Source organism: Natrarchaeobius versutus, from assembly GCF_041205745.1.
Taxonomy (GTDB): Archaea; Halobacteriota; Halobacteria; order Halobacteriales; family Natrialbaceae; genus Natrarchaeobius; species Natrarchaeobius versutus.
This window is the reverse complement of record NZ_JBGFCC010000010.1, coordinates 179328-196927: the sequence shown is the minus strand read 5'-3', so window position 1 is coordinate 196927 and position 17600 is coordinate 179328. Positions and strand designations below refer to the sequence as shown.

22 protein-coding genes and 1 pseudogene are annotated in these 17600 nt (G+C 62.3%); 10 read left to right on the top strand and 13 right to left on the bottom strand.

Translation table 11 applies throughout. The features are described from left to right. Positions 1 to 169: 169 nt before the first annotated feature. Positions 170 to 1558: an adenylosuccinate lyase gene (gene purB / locus AB7C87_RS20660; RefSeq protein ID WP_369731403.1), complete on the top strand. Its 1389-nt coding sequence runs from the start codon at positions 170 to 172 to the stop codon at positions 1556 to 1558. Between the two features lie 48 nt (positions 1559 to 1606). Here purB and AB7C87_RS20655 read toward each other — a convergent pair whose 3' ends face one another. From AB7C87_RS20655 to AB7C87_RS20630, 6 genes and pseudogenes are all read right to left on the bottom strand, one after another. Beyond that, positions 1607 to 1798: a hypothetical protein gene (locus tag AB7C87_RS20655; protein WP_369731402.1), complete on the bottom strand. Its 192-nt coding sequence runs from the start codon at positions 1796 to 1798 to the stop codon at positions 1607 to 1609. Between the two features lie 86 nt (positions 1799 to 1884). Continuing rightward, positions 1885 to 2547, bottom strand: a complete 663-nt coding sequence (locus tag AB7C87_RS20650; RefSeq protein ID WP_369731401.1) for a helix-turn-helix domain-containing protein — start codon at positions 2545 to 2547, stop codon at positions 1885 to 1887. Between the two features lie 120 nt (positions 2548 to 2667). Continuing rightward, entirely contained in the window at positions 2668 to 3771 is a 1104-nt protein-coding gene (locus AB7C87_RS20645) for a M20/M25/M40 family metallo-hydrolase (RefSeq protein ID WP_369731400.1), read from the bottom strand. Next, a complete protein-coding gene (gene lysA, locus AB7C87_RS20640; RefSeq protein WP_369731399.1) occupies positions 3771 to 5006 on the bottom strand; it encodes a diaminopimelate decarboxylase in 1236 nt (411 codons plus the stop codon). Before lysA ends, AB7C87_RS20645 begins: the two co-directional genes overlap by 1 nt. Before the next feature lie 26 nt (positions 5007 to 5032). Next, positions 5033 to 5482, bottom strand: a pseudogene (locus AB7C87_RS20635) (transposase); the annotation flags it as partial. 781 nt (positions 5483 to 6263) lie between these two features. After that, positions 6264 to 6653 carry a hypothetical protein gene (locus tag AB7C87_RS20630; RefSeq protein ID WP_369731398.1) on the bottom strand — a complete coding sequence of 130 codons (390 nt, stop codon included), beginning with the start codon at positions 6651 to 6653 and terminating at the stop codon, positions 6264 to 6266. 216 nt (positions 6654 to 6869) lie between these two features. On the opposite strand from AB7C87_RS20630, the gene AB7C87_RS20625 reads away from it, so the two are divergent. The 3 genes from AB7C87_RS20625 to AB7C87_RS20615 all read left to right on the top strand — a co-directional run bounded on the left by AB7C87_RS20625 (position 6870) and on the right by AB7C87_RS20615 (position 8984). Continuing rightward, entirely contained in the window at positions 6870 to 7151 is a 282-nt protein-coding gene (locus AB7C87_RS20625) for a winged helix-turn-helix domain-containing protein (protein ID WP_369731397.1), read from the top strand. 1141 nt (positions 7152 to 8292) lie between these two features. Then, positions 8293 to 8643 (top strand): MarR family transcriptional regulator, encoded by a 351-nt coding sequence (locus tag AB7C87_RS20620; protein ID WP_369731396.1) that lies wholly within the window; start codon positions 8293 to 8295, stop codon positions 8641 to 8643. Then, positions 8640 to 8984, top strand: a complete 345-nt coding sequence (locus AB7C87_RS20615; protein WP_369731395.1) for a type II toxin-antitoxin system PemK/MazF family toxin — start codon at positions 8640 to 8642, stop codon at positions 8982 to 8984. Before AB7C87_RS20620 ends, AB7C87_RS20615 begins: the two co-directional genes overlap by 4 nt. Before the next feature lie 28 nt (positions 8985 to 9012). Here the strand turns inward: AB7C87_RS20615 and AB7C87_RS20610 are convergent, their stop codons facing one another. From AB7C87_RS20610 to dapA, 5 genes are all read right to left on the bottom strand, one after another. Further along, positions 9013 to 9402, bottom strand: coding sequence for a type II toxin-antitoxin system VapC family toxin (locus tag AB7C87_RS20610; protein ID WP_369731394.1), 390 nt, complete (start codon positions 9400 to 9402; stop codon positions 9013 to 9015). Beyond that, complete coding sequence (locus AB7C87_RS20605) at positions 9399 to 9647, bottom strand: antitoxin VapB family protein (protein ID WP_369731393.1); 249 nt, start codon at positions 9645 to 9647, stop codon at positions 9399 to 9401. Before AB7C87_RS20605 ends, AB7C87_RS20610 begins: the two co-directional genes overlap by 4 nt. Positions 9648 to 9708: 61 nt before the next feature. Continuing rightward, complete coding sequence (locus tag AB7C87_RS20600) at positions 9709 to 10545, bottom strand: 2,3,4,5-tetrahydropyridine-2,6-dicarboxylate N-succinyltransferase (protein WP_369731392.1); 837 nt, start codon at positions 10543 to 10545, stop codon at positions 9709 to 9711. A 149-nt stretch (positions 10546 to 10694) separates the two neighbouring features. Further along, positions 10695 to 11462 (bottom strand): 4-hydroxy-tetrahydrodipicolinate reductase, encoded by a 768-nt coding sequence (dapB, locus tag AB7C87_RS20595; protein WP_369731391.1) that lies wholly within the window; start codon positions 11460 to 11462, stop codon positions 10695 to 10697. Further along, on the bottom strand, positions 11459 to 12439 hold the full coding sequence (dapA, locus tag AB7C87_RS20590) for a 4-hydroxy-tetrahydrodipicolinate synthase (RefSeq protein ID WP_369731390.1): 981 nt from the start codon (positions 12437 to 12439) through the stop codon (positions 11459 to 11461). The genes dapB and dapA overlap by 4 nt, the downstream gene beginning before the upstream one ends. 514 nt (positions 12440 to 12953) lie before the next feature. Between dapA and AB7C87_RS20585 the strand changes: the two genes are divergently transcribed. From AB7C87_RS20585 to AB7C87_RS20575, 3 genes are all read left to right on the top strand, one after another. After that, complete coding sequence (locus AB7C87_RS20585) at positions 12954 to 13382, top strand: ester cyclase (RefSeq protein WP_369731389.1); 429 nt, start codon at positions 12954 to 12956, stop codon at positions 13380 to 13382. Positions 13383 to 13511: 129 nt separating this feature from the next. Further along, a complete protein-coding gene (locus AB7C87_RS20580; RefSeq protein WP_369731388.1) occupies positions 13512 to 14345 on the top strand; it encodes a M48 family metallopeptidase in 834 nt (277 codons plus the stop codon). 119 nt (positions 14346 to 14464) lie between these two features. After that, positions 14465 to 14962 carry a LabA-like NYN domain-containing protein gene (locus AB7C87_RS20575; RefSeq protein WP_369731387.1) on the top strand — a complete coding sequence of 166 codons (498 nt, stop codon included), beginning with the start codon at positions 14465 to 14467 and terminating at the stop codon, positions 14960 to 14962. Between the two features lie 8 nt (positions 14963 to 14970). Here the strand turns inward: AB7C87_RS20575 and AB7C87_RS20570 are convergent, their stop codons facing one another. Continuing rightward, complete coding sequence (locus AB7C87_RS20570) at positions 14971 to 15147, bottom strand: hypothetical protein (protein WP_369731386.1); 177 nt, start codon at positions 15145 to 15147, stop codon at positions 14971 to 14973. A gap of 199 nt (positions 15148 to 15346) precedes the next feature. Here AB7C87_RS20570 and AB7C87_RS20565 point away from each other — a divergent pair, with 199 nt between their 5' ends. Then, positions 15347 to 15835 (top strand): PUA domain-containing protein, encoded by a 489-nt coding sequence (locus tag AB7C87_RS20565; protein ID WP_369731385.1) that lies wholly within the window; start codon positions 15347 to 15349, stop codon positions 15833 to 15835. Positions 15836 to 15985: 150 nt separating this feature from the next. On the opposite strand, the gene AB7C87_RS20560 is transcribed toward AB7C87_RS20565, so the two are convergent. Continuing rightward, a complete protein-coding gene (locus AB7C87_RS20560) occupies positions 15986 to 16129 on the bottom strand; it encodes a hypothetical protein (RefSeq protein ID WP_369731384.1) in 144 nt (47 codons plus the stop codon). Between the two features lie 152 nt (positions 16130 to 16281). On the opposite strand from AB7C87_RS20560, the gene AB7C87_RS20555 reads away from it, so the two are divergent. Further along, on the top strand, positions 16282 to 16662 hold the full coding sequence (locus tag AB7C87_RS20555) for a nascent polypeptide-associated complex protein (protein WP_369731382.1): 381 nt from the start codon (positions 16282 to 16284) through the stop codon (positions 16660 to 16662). 4 nt (positions 16663 to 16666) lie between these two features. Next, complete coding sequence (locus tag AB7C87_RS20550; protein ID WP_369731381.1) at positions 16667 to 17470, top strand: methyltransferase domain-containing protein; 804 nt, start codon at positions 16667 to 16669, stop codon at positions 17468 to 17470. The last annotated feature ends 130 nt before the right edge of the window (positions 17471 to 17600 follow it).

The window sequence follows — 17600 nt, the reverse complement described above, 5'->3', positions numbered from 1 at the left end:
TCGCCACCCGCGAGCGACAAAGTGATTGCGGTCTCGACGCCGACGTTATTCACGTCCTTGCATTATTTCTGTTCTATTTAGTCGCGAGACTCATCGGGTATGCATACTCGTGGCTCTTTCCGGTCCCGTTTTCGATACGCTTTTAGAGCGCGCTAGAAAGACTCGGACGATGACCGACACCGACGCACTGTACGCCGTCTCGCCGCTCGATGGACGGTACAGTGGCCGGACCGCACCGCTGTCGCCGTACGCGAGCGAGGCCGCGCTCATGCGCGCCCGCGTCCGCGTCGAAGTCGAGTACCTGATCGCACTCGCCGACCTCGAGGCGACGCCGCTCGAGTTGACCATCGAGGATCGCGAGCACCTCCGGGGGCTGTACAAACACTTCGCCGAGGAGGACGCCCAGTTGATCAAGAAACTCGAGACGGAGGGCCACGCGGATTTCGAGGCGACGAACCACGACGTCAAGGCGGTCGAGTACTTCGTTCGCCACCGCCTGCCCGCGGACAGCGACGCCTCGGCCTGGATCCACTTCGGGCTGACCAGCGAGGACGTGAACAACCTCGCTCACCGATTGCTCGTCCGCGACGCCGTCGACGAGGTCCTCCTGCCGGCGCTGTACGACGTCCAGGACGCACTCGCGGAGATGGCTCGAGAGTATCGTGACCTGCCGATGCTCGCCCGCACGCACGGCCAGCCCGCGACGCCGACCACCTTCGGCAAGGAGATGGCCGTCTACGCCTCCCGTCTCGGTCGTGCGACCGGCCGGATTCGCGCGGCGACCGACGACCTGAGCGGCAAGCTCGGCGGCGCATCCGGGACGTACGCCGCCCACGTCGCGGCCTACCCCGACGTCGACTGGCAGGCCGTCGCCGAGTCGTTCGTCGCCGACGGATTGGCCCTCGAGTTCGAACCTCTGACGACCCAGGTCAACCCGTGTGACGACCTCGCGGCCGTCTTCGACGCCTTCCGCGGGGCGAACGACGTCCTGTTGGACCTGGATCTGGACATGTGGCTCTACGTCTCCGATCGCTACCTCGGACAGGAGGCCGTTGCCGGCGAAACCGGCTCCTCGACGATGCCCCACAAGGTCAACCCGATCGACTTCGAGAACAGCGAGGGCAACCTCTCGAAGGCGAATTCCGACCTCGGCTTCCTCGCCGACTACGTCACCACCTCCCGGCTCCAGCGCGACCTCTCCGATTCGACCGTCAAGCGCAACATCGGAGGCGCGTTCGCACACTGCCTGATCGGCTACGCCAAGACCGCCGCCGGCCTCTCGAAGGTCGTCCCCACCGAGGCCGTCATGCGCGAGGAGTTGGAGTCGACCCCCGAGATCATCGGCGAAGCCGTCCAGACGATCCTCCGTCGCGAGGGTCAGGAAGACGCCTACGAGCGAGTCAAGGCGGTCACCCGCGGAAAGGACGTCTCGCTCGAGGATTTCCGGGCGATGTTCGACGACCTCGAGGTCGACGAGGACGTCCGCGAGGAACTGCACGCGCTGACGCCGACGGGGTACACCGGCGTCGCGAGCGAACTGGTGGACGACCTCGGATAATCTTCACGGTCTCGCGTCCGTACCCCACACTCGAGTAACAGTTGGTCGTTATTTCGAAATAGCCTCGAACTCCGAGGAACCACACCGACAGCCGTCCTTTCGACCGATGGGCTGAACGGTGTCGTCGGAGAGTATCCAGGCGGAGTAAACCGCGTTGCACTCGTGACACCGTGCGGCGACTTTCATCCGCTCGTCGCCCGTCCCGTCGTCGGTTTCCTGTTTCTGCTCGGGACCGTCCATGTGCGTATAAAGGCTCGCCTTGCGGAAGAGATAACGGGTTGTATAGACCACTTCGATCGGAATACGCGGGACGGTCGAGGACTACCTCATTCGTCATCCGGATGGGTGAACGTCAGCGTACTCGTGATGAGGTTCCTGTGTGCGGCGTGAAATCGCTTCGAAAGCGCCTGCTGGGAGACGTCCATCCGGTCCGCGAGTTCGCCCATCGTCACCGCTTGCGGAACCTCGTAGTAGCCCGCCTCGAGCGCGGTCACGAGCGTTTCGCGTTGTTTCGTCGTGAGGTCGTACTGGGCGCTCGCCATCGGCTGTTCCTGTTCTTGTATCCGGTTGAGTTCGTACGAGATGCCGTTGTCCGCACAGAAGTCCTGAAACTGCGAGAGACTGTTCCGGTCGTCGAATCGCATCCGTAGCTCCCAGTTTTCGTCCCTCCCGATCGCCTGCAGGATCGTTGCCCCGAGTTCGACGTACGCGTAGACGATCGTTTCGACGTTTTGTGTCCACTCAGCGCGGTACAATCTGGCGTCGTCTACCTCGTCGATCGGGGTGGCGTCCGTCACGGATTCGTCCTCGTGAAACGCCGTTTCGAACTCCGAGTGGTCGCCGCCGGTCACCCAGAAATACGGCATCACCCTATCCTCCATCGTCGCCACGACCTGTTCGATCTCGACGACCATCTGCGGCGCCGCCGTGAGCGCACGATTTAGCGCGAAATCGTCCGATCTCACCGAAAACTCCGCGATAATGCTCATGGGGCCGGTTCACCGTCGATCAGGATAAACTCGAGGTCGAGACACATCCACTCGAGTGTCCGACCGACCGCTGGCCCTACCGATCCCGTCTCATCGGAGACTGGCTGTGTGACTACCAAATCAGCCGACGAGGGTCTGAAGTGCTTCCTCGAGCGCGTCGGCCGCCGCTTCCACCGCCGACAGGCGGACGTACTCGCGCTCGGCGTGGGCGACCGCGCCCTCTTCGTCGGCCAGCACGCCGGGTCCGAAGACGACCGTCGGCGCGTCGGCCGCGAAGAAGCCGGCCTCGGTCGCCGCGCCGAACGGGCGAACTTCGCCGCCGCTTGCCGCCTGCAACGTCCGGACGAGATCGGCGTCGTCGTCGGTGACGAACGCCGTCGGGAACGGCGTGTCCGGGCGGATGAGGTCCACGTTCACCGACAGCGGGTCGGGAACGTGCTCCTGGAGGTATCCTTCGAGATCGGCCCGGAACGACTCGCTCGTCTCCGGTGGTACACTTCGCCGGTCGAACGTGAGTCGACAGGACTCGGGAACGCGATTGGGGGCCTCGCCGCCGGAGAGCGCCGTCGCCGTTAGCTTCGGCTCGCCCAGTACGGGGTCGGCGCCAGGCCCGGCGTCCTCGTCGTACGCCCGGAGGGCCGCGAGGATGCGCTCGAGCCCGAACACCGGATTGCGGTCGGCCGACACACTCGCGGCGTGGCCGCTCTCGCCCTCGATCGTGATCGTTCCTTCACACTGACCGCGGGCGGCGATGCAGACGTCGAGGCTGGTCGGCTCGCCGACGACGTAGCCATCCGCCTCGAGTTCCGCTTCCAATCCGGCCGCGCCGGTCATCAGCGTCTCCTCGTCGGGCGTGATCGCGAGCGTCAGTTTGCCGGCCGTGGGCTCGACGCGCAGAAAGGCGGCGAGCAACGCCGCGAGCGGCCCCTTCGCGTCGCAGGCGCCCCGTCCACGGACGACGTCTCCGGCGTCTGAATCCTCGCCGTCGGAGCGCTCGTAGGGAACGTGGGGCGCGACCGTATCGATGTGGGTGTTCAAAACGACGTGCGGGCCGTCGGCACTGGCGTCCCCTCGAGTCGCCAGGACGTTTCCGAGGTCGTCGACCGCGGGCTCGAACCCGGCGCCGCGAAGCGTCTCACACAGCAACTCGCGCATCTCGGAGACGTCCTCGTGGGAGGGCGTTCGGACGGCGTCGGCGTGGAAGGTGGCGATATCGAACGCCATCACTGTTCCAGCCGCGTCACGTCCTCGAGCGTCTCCCGCCGGCGCGCGACGCGGGCCTCGCCGTCCTCGAGGGCGACCTCGGCGGGTTTTGGCTGGGAGTGGAACTGATTCGCGAGTTCGTAACCGTAGGAACCGGCGTTGCCGATCGCCAGGATATCGTCGCGCTCCGGTTCGGCGATCGGCCGGTCGTGAGCGAAGACGTCCGCGCTGGTACAGACCGGGCCGCCAACGGTGACCTCGAGCGGGTCGCGCTCGGGTGCGCTGACGTTCAGCATGGGGTGATAGGAGCCGAACATCGCGGGTCGGATCAGCGTCGAGAGGCTGGCATCGACGCCGACGACGGTGGTGTCGGGCGCTTCCTTGATCGTATTTACGGTCGTCAAGATGAGCCCCGCGTCGGCCACGACGTAGCGGCCGGGCTCGAGTTTCAGTTGCGCCTCGAGCGGGCCGACCGCGTCGCGGACCATCGTCGCGGTTTTCTCGAGATCCAGCGGGTCGTCCTCCTCGCGGTAAGGAACGCCGTAGCCGCCGCCGACGTCGACGAACTCGAGGTCCGAATCGCCGACCCGGCGGGCCATCTCGCCGACGCGTTCGATCGCGCGGCAGTGATCCTCGAGTCCCTCCGTGAGGACGCCGCTGCCGGCGTGGGCGTGGATGCCGACGAGGTCGAACCTCTCGCGGACGCGCTCTGCGACTTCGGGGACCTGCTCGTAGGGAATGCCGAACTTCGCGTCGGCGCCGGTCGCGACCTTCTCGTGGTGGCCCGTTCCGATGCCGGGGTTGATGCGGATGGCGATCCGCCCGTCGTAGCCCCGCTCTGCGAGGCGCTCGAGGGTGTCGGTCGCGCCGATGGTGATCGTCAACCCCGGCGCGTCATCGGCGAGGTCGGTTGCGTACTCGAGGTCGTGATCCGGCGGATTCACGGCGGTGTACTGGAGTTCGTTCGGATCGGCGCCGGCGTCGATCGAGCGCTGGAGTTCCCCCCAGGCCGCACACTCGATCGTCCCGCCGGCCTCGAGGACCGCCTCGAGGACCGCCTTGCCGGTGTGGGCTTTCGCCGCGTACATCACGTCGGCGTCCGGGAACGCCGCCGAAAACCGCGCGTAGTTCTCCTTCACGCGATCGAGGTCCATCACGTACAGCGGCGTGTCGTGCGTTTCGGCGAGCGACTCGAGGCGCTCCGTGTCCCAGTCCGTAAGCCGGCGAACCGCCGGCGAATCCGCGAGATCGGTCATTACCCGCTTCAAGTGACCGCGAGGATTCAAGGGTTTGGGTTCGTCTCCGTGGTTTTCGGGTGTGGTGCAGGCCCGCTCGAGTTATTCGGCTTTGTTGAATCGCCAATCAGTTCGATTTCACAGAACTCTCGATACCAGCTCCACGTCCGCACGGCGTAGCCGAGCGAGCGCTTAACGGCAGAGTTAACGGTTTCGGTCATTGACCGCTGAGCGTACCGATTTTCGTCAATGCGTGCGTTGTGTGCGTGATCGTACGGTGCGAAGATTCGGTGTTTGATCAGCGGGCGAATGTCGAGTTCACGGAGCCGTTCGCGGAGTTGTTGTTTGTCGTAGCCCTTATCAGCGGTCAGAGAGCGCAGATCGCCCGCGTTCCGGCGGGCGATTTGCTCACAAAGATCTGTATCGCTGCCTTCTAACGTCGTTGAGCAGTGTAGATCGAGCACAGCCTGCGTTGCTGTATCGACGATTTTTGTAACTATGACGTGGCCTCCATCTTCGGCTACCCGTTCGGTGCTGCAAATCCATATGCTGAGTTTGAAGTGAACGCGTTTGGGGACTATAAACTGAAAGACCACAATAGAGACACACGATATTATGAAATCATAATTGACGACTAGGAGCCAGTTGGCTGTCTCATATGTCGGAAAGTATATTCCGATCAACATCTAAATTACTACAATGTCTTCTGAAAATTCAGATAATAATAGCAAAGAGGTTGTAGATGATACAAATATAGATGAACCCTTTCGGAATAAACGAAAAGAATTATTAAAGATGTTCTTTTACACACTCATATGTATTGTTTTATTCATCATTGGTTTAATTTATGCTTTAATTGGACTGGGGGGTCCGGGAAGAAACATCTTCCCGTTCATTCTAAGCGCCATTTTCATCATATCGTCAGTATTTATATGTTATTTGCTTTTAAGAGCATGATAGAGATCATTTTCTCTGGCATGTAGTCTGTTGTTTCATTTTTACAGCCTTATTTGCCGAGTGGCCATCTCTAACACGGGTTCAACGCCGACCTCGAGAGTCCCAAGTGTCGCTACAAACACTACCAGATGTCCGTGCGTTCTACAACTATAGTAGCCACTGAAAGTCATTGCACATCTGATCGCCAGACTGATCGGAGATCAGTGTGTAAATCGTTTCAGTTGTTACTATAACTCCAGATCGATCGTAACGTCGCGGTCAATCCAGCGGCCGCCGCACCACACGGGCGCCGATTGAAAGCCGATGTCCCTGAGTTACCTCCTACGGCCCGGTATTCTGACTGGCGAACCGACCGGAGCGGTCGTCGAACCGGACAGCGAGATCCGAAATCAGTTGACGACCGGTTTCACACCACTCGCCATCGCGGCGCTCGTGGGTGATCCGCCGGGCGTCGTCCCCACCCCGGACGAACGTGACGCGCTGGCGTCGGCCATCTATCGTCGTATACTCGAGGGTGAGCGCGAATCGGTCGGGTGCCATGTCCCGGCCACCATCGGTGGTAATCCGGTGGTCATCGTCTGTGCCGACCTGAACGGTGCCGAGTCGACCGTCCGTGACGAGTCGCGTCGGGTTCTCGAGTGATTCATCTCGTCGTTCGGGACCTTCAAGGTCCTTGGGAGTATCCTCGAACATGGCTTTCGTACCGTACATACGGGAGCCGCCGCGGATCCGGTGTCACGACCACCGATCCGCATTTTCGACGCGGGCCCAACCGAGTGGTTGTCTCGCCTGGAACTCCCGCTAACTAACCAGTCCACGACAACTATTATAAATTCTTCTACGATATCGTTGAACTATTTCTACGATATTGCATAGTAATTCAGACATTTCGAATCACGTAAGAAGATCGCGCGTTAGGGTTCAATGATGAGAAAACCCGGAAATTGGATGCAGAATCCGACAGATGAGCGGATTCTCGAGGCTCTCAATACCGGGTTAGAACTGGGTCCCACAACTATCGCGAGAAATATCGATCGAGACCGGACTGGCGTCAGTCGTCGGCTATCAGTGCTGGTTGACTACGGGTTAGTCAACAGAGTCGAAGAGGGCTATTACGAAATCACGGATCTGGGTGGGCAATATCTCGAGGGAGAACTCGATGCCAGCGAGTTAGAAGGGCCCACAAACCAAGGCGAATCTCAGAAATAATTCTTGGATCACAGCCTGCGGACGGTTCTATTCGTTGACGGTCGCGATTGATGCGTATCGGAACGTTCCAATTACGTTTCTCGCCAGAACGTAGATATCCAATTCCCAGTTTCCCATTGACGAAATGATTATAATCGGTAACAAACCATCATTGGACGTGTCCTCGTTTCGCTATCTGACAATCGAACTTCGTCGGTGCGAAACGTCTCCTGAAACGATCGCAGGCGCGCTCGCACCAGCTGAGTTCGAAACAGCGCCGGGGAGCTTCTTCGATACGTGTTTCGTCTGGGCTGACACGCTCGTCCTCGAACTGCCTCGAGGCTATCTCACGAGCGAAATGGAGACGCCGATCCGGACCTCACAGCGGGGCGAAACGGCACACGCCCGATGGCTCTCTGATCGGTTACAGGAGTACGACCGGGTGCACCGATTCGTCTACAATTACTTCTACGACACTCCTATGAGTGGCTACTTCAGCATTTGTCGCCGGTCGACTCCAGACGGCGTATTTCGGGAGATCGAACGAATCGAATACGGAGAGGGTGGCCCTGCTTCTGTCCCGAAACTACGTCGAGGAATCAGCTAACTACGTACAGTCAAAATACGGAATTCACGTCCTTTCCTATCAGGAGTTGGCATATCCTCACTCGCGGGCGTGGGATTTTGACGTCGACGAGATAACGTAACCGAAAAATCGGGTCGGCTCGAGTACCGACGTGTCGCTCGAGCCCCACAATACGTCGATGAGAAACGTCGAATCGAGGATCAGTCGTCTATAGTAACAACTGAAACGATTCACACACTGGTCGCCGACCCCTCTGGCGATCAGGTGTACAATGACGTTCAGTGGCTACTATCGCTCGTCGACGAACTCCGCGACGCGTTCCCGGTGCGTGTCGGCACGTTCCTCGCGGCAACGAAATGTGACGCCGACGAACGACGCGATGGAACGCTCACTCCCGCAGTGCGTCCTCGCGCTCGGTCGCCTCGAGCGTCTCGGTTTCGAGAACGACCGGCGACACCGTGTAGTCGGTCAATACTTACTTCCGGTGGAATACAGAGAATACAGAGAATACAGAATACGTCCCGTATTACTGATACTGAGGATACGCTTTTATCGGTTCGGCCCGTGGCTCCGCATATGTCGATCGATATCGAGGACTTCGAGGAACGCGCTCCCGAGGAACTCGAGGAGCCGAGTAACGCCGAACGAGTACTTCGATTCCTTTACGAGAACAGGGACAAGGCGTGGAAGGCAGCGACGATCGGCGACCGGGCGGACGTCAACGAAAACTCGATCTCGGCGGTACTCAACCGACTGAAAGAACAGAATCTCGTCCGGCACAAGGGCTCGTACTGGGCCATTACGGATGATACGGAACGGCTTCGCCGTGCGTACCAGTTCCATCGGGCGAACCAGCTATTCAACGATCTCTACGGCGAAGAGGATCGCGACGAATGGATCGAAGCGAGTGAACGAGCGAGCGAATGACGTACGATCGAGGAACGATCGTCTTCGCGGACGACCCATTCAAGGGCGACAGTGCAAGTCGACCTTGGCTGATCATCGGTACAGATGAGACGCCATTTCACGGCGGCCAATACATCGCACTTACACTCTCGCCCAAAACGTGGTACGACGAGCGCGTTCCGATCGACGACGACGATCTCCTGGACGGCGGTCTCCCGAAAGACAGTTCGATTCTTCCGTGGGCGGTCGCGTCAGTCGACTCGAGTCGAATCGATCGTGAACTCGGCGTCCTCGACGAACGGCTGGTCGACGAAGTTGTCAGACGGCTCGGTTCGTATATCGGTCTCGATCACCGCCTCTAGGACAGCCGTGCCGGTGGGCTTTCACCGGTCAGTACGAGATCACACCGAGACCGTCGATTCGTTCGAAGTGGCCCACGTTTCTGGTCACGACGGAGTGGTCGTGGACGAGCGCCGTCGCCCCGATCATCACGTCAGTCTCGTCGATCGGTTCGCCGGACGAAACGAGATCTGCGTTGATCCGTCCCGCTCGCATGGCGCACTCTCTGTCGAACGGAAGTTCGTCGATATCGGTGAGTAACTCTCGCACCTTCGTTTGCTCGGCTTTGCTCGCGTCAGCGAGGTGGATTCCCTCGTAGAGTTCCATCACGGTCACCGCGCTCACGAACGGCGAACCGGTCGCGTCGACGTCCTCGACCACGCCTGCCACGTCGCTCGAGCCCCGCAATACGTCGATGAGAAACGTCGAATCGAGGATCATTCGTCCAGCTCGTCGACAAACTCCGCGACGCGTTCCCGGTGCGTGTCGGCACGTTCCTCGCGGCGATGATCGACGATCGCGGCCAACTCGTCGGCGGTCTCCTCCTCGAGCGCGCCGTGATACTCGGCGAGCGTGACGCCACCGGTTAGTCGTCGCACGACGTCGCTGAAGCTCTCGCCCTCCCGTTTGTGTGCTTTGAGCTTCTCGTAGGCGTCGTCCGCCAACGAGATCGTTTTCGTCCCCATGTGGCTGTGTACGTACACATACGCATAAAATGTGACGCCGACGAACGACGCGATGGAACGCTTACTCCCGCAGTGCGTCTTCTCGCTCGGTCGCCTCGAGGGTTTCCTCGGCGAGGTCGGTCGCGACGACCGCCGGCTTGTACGCGCCGCCCTCGAAGAGGTCGTGGTCGCTGATCGAGGACTCGACGAACCGGGTGAACGCGCGCCGGTCTGCTGGCAGTTCGCCGTAGAGCACCTCCTCTTCGACGAGGTCGTAGACGGGGATCCGGGGCGTCAGGAGGGTGTTCTCGCCGACGACGCTGTTCTCGCCGACGACGAACCCGCTCGTGACGCGACAGCCCGCCCCGAGCGAGACGTTATCCTCGACGATCACGGGGGCGTCCTCGACCGGCTCGAGGACGCCGCCGATGAGCGTGTTCGCGCCGAGTTTGACGTTCTCGCCGATCTGGGCACAGGAGCCGACCGTATCGCAGGAGTCGACGAGCGTCCCGTCGCCGACGTGGGCGCCGATGTTGACGAACGCGGGGCTCATCAGGATGCAATCGGAGCCGACGTGGGCGCCCTGTCGAACGACGGTGCCGTCGGGCGTGTTCCGCGAGCCGCGGTCGCCGTACTCGCTGGTGTCAGCGAGCGGCAGGACGTCGTTGTACGTGACGCCGCCGTACTCGCGGGACTCCGTCTCGCGCAGGCCGAAGTTGAGCAGGATTCCCTGTTTGACCCACTCGTTGGCCTTCCATTCACCGTCTTGCTTTTCGGCTGCGCGAACGTCGCCGGCCTCGAGCGCCCCGATAAACTCCTCGAGCGTCGCGAGTTCGTCCTCGCCGGCCGACTCGGCGTCGACCTCGCCGTTCTCCTTGCGTTCCCACAGTTCGACGACGTCCGCCTCGAGCGTACTCATGATCGTCCGAACGTCGCGAGTGCAGGGCTAAAATACCATCCATTCGACGTGGCTCGTGGCCGGCCCGACGGGAGTGTTCGAGGAACGTGACTCGAAGAACGCGATTCGAGGGACCCGACTCGAGGAGCGTAACCGAGGAACGCGACCGCTTAGTCGGCGATGACGTCCGCGAACTCGTAGCTGCCGGGATCGCGGCCGGCAAGCCAGACCGCGGCGTCGACCGCGCCGGCGGCGAAGACGCCCCGGTCCTCGGCGCGGTGGGTCAGCCGAACCTCCTCGTGGTTGCCCGCGATGACGATCTCGTGTTCGCCCGTCACGTCGCCGGCCCGGAGCGCGTGGACGCCGATCTCGCCCGCCTCGCGGGGCTGATCGCCTTCCCGGCCGTGCGTTCGGCCCGTGAAATCGCCGTTGGCTTCGATCTCCGAGAGCAGTCGCTTCGCCGTTCCGCTCGGTGCGTCGCGCTTGCCGTTGTGGTGTGTCTCGAGGAGTTCGACGTCGTAGCCCGGCAAGTTCTGGATCGCCTCGCCGACCACGTTGACCAGCGCCTGGACGCCGCGGGCGAAGTTCGGCGCTCGAAGCACGGGAACGTCCTCGGCGGCCTCTGTGAGCGCCTCGAGATCGGCGTCGTCGAAGCCGGTCGTGCCGGTGACGAACGCCACGCCCGCCTCGGCGCAGGCCGTTGCGTATTCGACGGCCGACTCGGGGCCGGTGAAGTCGACGACCGCGGTCGGTTCGCGCTCGACGACGAGCGAGTCGAACGCCGCGGCGGACTCGACCTCGACGCCGTCGACCGCCTCGCCGTCCGGATCGCGGTTGACCGCGAAGACGACCTCACACTCCTCGTGACCGCCGGCCGCGGCGATCACCTCGCGGCCCATGCGCCCGGTCGCGCCGGTGACGCCGAGTCGGACCGTCATCGCTCGCCCTCGCGACTCGAGCCGGTCGCACTCGAGCCGGATTCGCCGTCTTCGAGACGGTCGCCGGCACCGTCGGTGACCGCCGTTCGCTCGCCCGCGAGATCAGCGAGCACCGCCTCGAGTTCGGATCGATACTCCTCGGCGAGCCGAGAGAGCGGCGGGCGGAGCCGTGCGGGGCCGTAGCCGCGGATCTGCATCGCTTCCTTGACTGGGATGGGGTTGGTCTCGACGAACAGCACCCGAAAGAGCTCCCCGAGTTCGTGGTGGAGGGCTCGAGCGCGTTCGTAGTCGCCGTCGAGGGCGGCGCCGACCATGGCACAGGTTCGTTCGGGTTCGACGTTCGCCGCGACGCTGATCGTCCCGGTTGCGCCGATCGAGAGCATGGGGAGTGTGAGCGCGTCGTCGCCCGAGAGTACCGCGAACTCCTCGTCTCGCGTGCGTTCGATCACCTCGCCGATCTGGCCGAGATCACCGCTTGCGGCCTTGTAGCCGGCGACGTTCTCGTGGCTCGCGAGGGAAACGGCGGTATCCGGCTCGAGGTTTTGTCCCGTCCGCGAGGGGACGTTGTAGACGATCTGTGGGAGGTCGACCGCGTCGGCGATCGTCCGGTAGTGGTCGAGTAGCCCGCGCTGTTCGGGCTTGTTGTAGTACGGCGAGATGAGGAGGAGACCGTCGGCACCCGCGTCGGCCGCGCGCTCGGAGAGTTCGAGCGCCTCGCGGGTGTTGTTCGAGCCCGACCCCGCGATGACGGGGACGTCGTCGACTGCCTCGATGACGGCCTCGACGACCCGGACGTGTTCGTCGTGGGTCAGCGTCGCGCTTTCTCCGGTCGAGCCGACGGGAACGAGCCCGTCGACGCCCGCCGCCTCGAGTCGCTGTGCGTCGGCCTGAAGCGTTTCGTAGTCGATCCGTTCGTCCTCGTCGAAGGGCGTACACATCGCCGGAAAGACGCCCGTGAAGTCGATTTCTGAACTCATTGTCGGTGGTGTAGTCGGTTGCTGGTTCGCTGTGGGTCCGCTGGTCGGTAGTGGTTATCGGTCGAGCGGTTCGCGTCGAAGCGCGCCCGCGACGGGGTGCCACTCCCGCCTCGAGCACAGTCAGACGCGTTTACGTTTCGGAAAACGGAGGACGGCGCCGCTCGAGGGCGAGCGAACGGGCGGACGAGCGACGCGGCGCATACTCGAAAGAGACACCCGGACGAACTTATCCGTTGTGACTTCTCTCGACTTCTGTGTCGAACCCGCGCCTGCCGGCCGTGGCGCCAATTGGGTTCACGCCGGCTGGTCGTGGCACCAACAAACGTGATTGCGCCGGTTGGCCGCGCCGACAGTCGAACTCCCACCTGTTAGGCGGTTCGACATCGAGATGACCGGGCTGGTCGCCATCCCCGGAGACGCCAGTCGGCCGGTCACTCTCCGATTCCGGTCGATCAGTAAAATCGTCGAAATCCGTTATTAGATTCGCTGGCGTACGAGATGCGGTGATACGACGATGCCGACTGACGAATCGATGGCGGTAGTGCGGCGGGATATCGAGACGGTCTGGAACGAGGCGGATCTCGAGGCGATCGCAGATCTGGTGACCGAGGATTTCGTCTATTACAACCCGATGGTCACGGAAGACGTCGAGGGACCGGAGGGGTACCGCTGGCTCGTCGAGAACTTCCGCGGTGCGATGTCGGATTTCGAGATGGAGACCGAATCGATGGTCGCCGACGATACGACGGTCGCGACGCGGTTCAGAACGACCGGCACCCACGACGGCGAACTGCTCGGCGTCGAGCCGACCGGCGCGGAGATCTCCGTCACCGGCATGATGTTCGATCGAATCGAGGACGGCCGACTGAGCGAACGATACGTCAACGACGACGCCCTGGGATTCATGCGCCAACTCGGCCTCGTCGACCAGGGGTCGTTCTGATCGGCTCCGAACCCCGCGAGCCTGCTTTTTTCCGAGCACCCGTTACCTTCTCGAGTCGGATACATCAACAGTGTAACATTCGGATCCGCTTTCGACGATATTTATAGGATCGATCCCCTCCCTGCGAGCATGAACAAGACTGGCTTACAGCTTCGGATGGCGTTCGTCGGAAGCATCCTATTCGGCCTCTATCTGGTCGCGGCGTGGTTTCTCGTCGAGACCTTTGGTGTCTCGCTGGCACCGCTGGTCCTCCTCGGGGTCGTCCTGTTACCCGTGGGCCAGTACAAACTCGGCAAGTGGCTCGCGATCAGAAGCGCCGGCGCCGAGGACATGCCGGATCAGGGCCAGTACGCCCGCGTCCACCGGATGACAGAATCCCTCTCGCGAGACATGGGACTCGAGAAGCCCCGGCTGATGGTCACAAGCATGGGCGTCCCCAACGCCTTCGCGACCGGACGAAAGGGCGCTGGCGTCGTCGTCGTCTCGACCGAACTCATGCAGATCCTAGACGAGGACGAACTCGAGGGCGTCGTCGCCCACGAACTCGCCCACCTGAAAAACCGCGATACGGTGATGATGGTCCTCGGTCAGTCGATCGCGACCATCGTCGGCTACGCCGTGTTCTTCGTCGTCCAGGCGATCGGCGAGAACAACCCCGCGAGCTTCGTCCTGGCGTGGGTCGCTTCGATCGTCGCGAACTTCCTCGTGATGATCCTCGTGATGGCCATCTCCCGGTACCGCGAGTACGTCGCCGACGACACCGCCCGCCAGTACATCGGCACCGGCGAGCCGCTCGCCCGCGCCCTCGAGAAGATCTCCCAGGGCGCTGAAGGTCGCGAATCCCGCGTCGACGACAGCGGTGTCAACGCGTTGTGTATCTTCAACGCCGACCGCAGTTTGCTCCAGCAGGTGTTCTCGACGCACCCACCGACGGAGAAGCGAATCGAGAAGCTCCGCTACTGACGCGGGTTGACGACTCCGCGATCGTGAGAACGTGTCACGTCTGTCCCGCTCGATGACGTGGCCGGGAGGCAGACGTTCGACCGCGGTAATTTTTAGGTGAGGCCGTCCCACTATCGGTCGTGACGGAAATTCATCCGGGACAGCGCGTCGCGGTTCTGGTCGACGCCCAGAACCTCTACCATACGGCTCAGAGTCTCCACAGCCGTAATATTGACTACTCCGCGTTGCTCGAGAAGGCCGTACAGAACCGCCAGCTAACCCGTGCGATCGCCTACGTCATCCGCGCGGACGCGCCCGAGGAGGAGAGCTTCTTCGATGCGTTGATCGACATCGGATTCGAGGCGAAGATCAAAGACATCAAGACGTTCTCCGACGGGACGAAAAAGGCCGATTGGGACGTCGGCATGAGCTTAGACGCCGTAACGCTCGCGAATCACGTGGACACGATCGTTCTCTGTACGGGCGACGGGGACTTCTCTCGGCTGTGTTCGCATCTCCGACACGAGGGCGTTCGGGTCGAAGTGATGGCGTTCGAATCCTCGACCGCCGAAGAACTGATCGACGAAGCCGACACCTTTCTGGACCTGAACGAACGCGCCGACACTTTCTTGCTCTAACTGTCGAGCTACCTCGAAAATTTCGCATCCCGCGCTACGCTCGTACACACCGCGAGCGCGCCGACGACCAGCGCGACACCGGTCAACGCGGCGATGACGCTCGAGGCGAGTACGGACGTGCCCAGGAACGTCAGACTGCTGACCACGAGAAGACCGATACCGATGCCGATCTGCGCGAAATCCATCTGAAGCCGAGTAGTTGCCCTGTCTATATAATAGCCCTGATCGCCAGACCGCCGCGGTCAGTGACAGATCGAACACGACGGCGGGATCGATGGCAGGACGACCACGACGGTAGGATCAGTGACAGGACGACCACGACGGTAGGAGTCAGCGTGGGGATCGATCGAAGGGCTTTCGCCTCGTCGCGCGAACCCGTAGACGATGAGCGAGTCAGCCGACGGGAGTGCAGATCTCTCGAGCCTGCGGACGATCGCCGACTACCAGTTCGGGGCGGGGACCGGCGAGGCGCTGTTTCCGAGAGCGGAGTCGCTGTCGATCAAGCGGACGACCTCCGGTCGTCCCCAGCAGGTCCACTGCGAGGACGGCCGTCTCGTCTCCTTCGGCGTCGACGGCCGATTTACGCTCGGCCTCGAGGGCGGCTACCGCCTCCTCGAGGCGCTCGAACACCCGGCGTATCGCGTGGTCGTCGACGACGAGAGCGAACCGTTCGTCCGGGAGGAAAAGAACGTCTTCTCGAAGTTCGTCCTCGAGGCGGGCGAGGAGATTCGGCCGGGAGACGAGGTCCTGGTCGTCCACGAGCGCGGCGAGTTACTCGCGGTCGGAACGGCACAACTCGACGCGGCGGCGATCCAAGATTTTGATACGGGAATGGCCGTGAACGTGCGAGAAGGCAGGCCGGCCGATCCGTGATCCCGACTTCGCGGGCGACGAGCGACCGCTCCCGGAGCCGATGAGGTCGGTTCGGACGAGCGGTTCCTCATACGGTCTGCTGCCAGTCATTTCCAGCGCAACCGCCGCCCAAGTCGCGGTTGCGCTCATAAATCGGTACAGGAATCCGTCTCACTTCTTTTCGATCCCGTTTGGAAGGTGGTCTACGCCTTCTGCCTGTATCACCTGTCGAACGTAGAAATCCTTCTCGGACGGATCGTCGCTCTGTAACGCTTTTTCCAGATGCTCCCGACTCCAGTCGCTCAGCTTCGTCATCTCGAGTAACACCGTGTGCTCGATGAATAAAAGTATAACGTATACGGTGGACAATTTCAACCACAAATTCGACGTAACGATCGGGGGTTCCGAGAAATCCAACTGCGGTGAAGACCGCAGGGTAAAAGGTTGCGGGTGTCGACGTATCTGGTATGTTTGGAGGAGGCGGCGGCGGACTCAACCCGCGCAAGATGGAACAGATGATGCAACAGATGGGGATCGACGTCGACGATATCGACGCCGAAGAGGTCATCATCCGGACCGAGGAGTACGACCTCGTCTTCGGCGATCCGGAGGTTACCAAGATGGACGCCCGCGGTCAGGAGACTTACCAGATCATCGGCTCCCCCGAGGAAGTCGAGGCCGGAAGCGCCGACGCTGGCGGCGAAGACGACGTCGATGCGGCCGGTGCGATCCCCGACGACGACGTCGAACTCGTCGCGACCCGTGCCGACGTCAGCGAGGACGAGGCCCGCGCGGCACTCGAGGACAACGACGGCGACCTCGCCGCCGCGATCGGCGACCTCGAGTAACTGCGTGAGCGACGAGACCGACGCCGAGACGGCCGGAGAGGAGGACGCGGCCACCGACGACGAAGAACGGAGCGACCGCGTTCCCGTCTTGCTCGTCTGTGACGACCGCGAGTTTCTCGTCGAACCCGGCGAGGAGATGGGAACCGACCTCGGCGTCCTCGAGGTGCCGGCGGACGTCGAGCCGGGCGAAACCGTCGAGACACACCTCGGTGACGCGTTCGAGGTGCGCCGACTACGAGGGCCGGATCTCTTCCATCACTTCGAGCGCACCGGCGCACCGATGGTGCCCCGTGACGTCGGGCTGGTGATCGGTGAGACCGGCATTTCGAGAGGCGACCGCGTCCTCGACGCCGGAACCGGGACGGGCGTGCTCGCGGCGTCGATGGCCCGCGCCGGCGCCGAGGTGATGACCTACGAGCGCGACCCCGAGTTCGCCGACGTCGCCCGCGAGAACATGGCACTCGGCGGTGTCGTCGAGGCGGTCGACGTTCGAACCGGCGACCTCCGCGAGGAACTTGAGGGCCTCGAGCCGTCCTCGTTCGACGTCCTCACGCTCGATACGGGCGACGCGGCCGACGTGGTCGGACACGCCCCCGACCTCCTCGTCGACGGCGGGTTCGTCGCGGTCTACAGCCCGTTCATCGAGTCGACTCGAGCGGTCGTCGAGGCCGCCCACGAGTCGGGGCTGTCGAACGTTCGCACGCGCGAAACGATCCAGCGCGAGATGCAGTTCGACGACCGCGGCTCGAGGCCTTCGACGGCGCCGGTCGGACACACGGGCTACCTGACGATCGCCCGGAACGTCTGACCGACTTGCGTCGACCGAGGCGTCCGTTCTATCCGCGATTTACGTATCGAAGACTTCGTTTTGCCATCGCTTCGTCCGTCGAGAGCCACGGTTCGCGTTCGTTTGCGTTCCTCCGCGCTCGTGCGTCCGT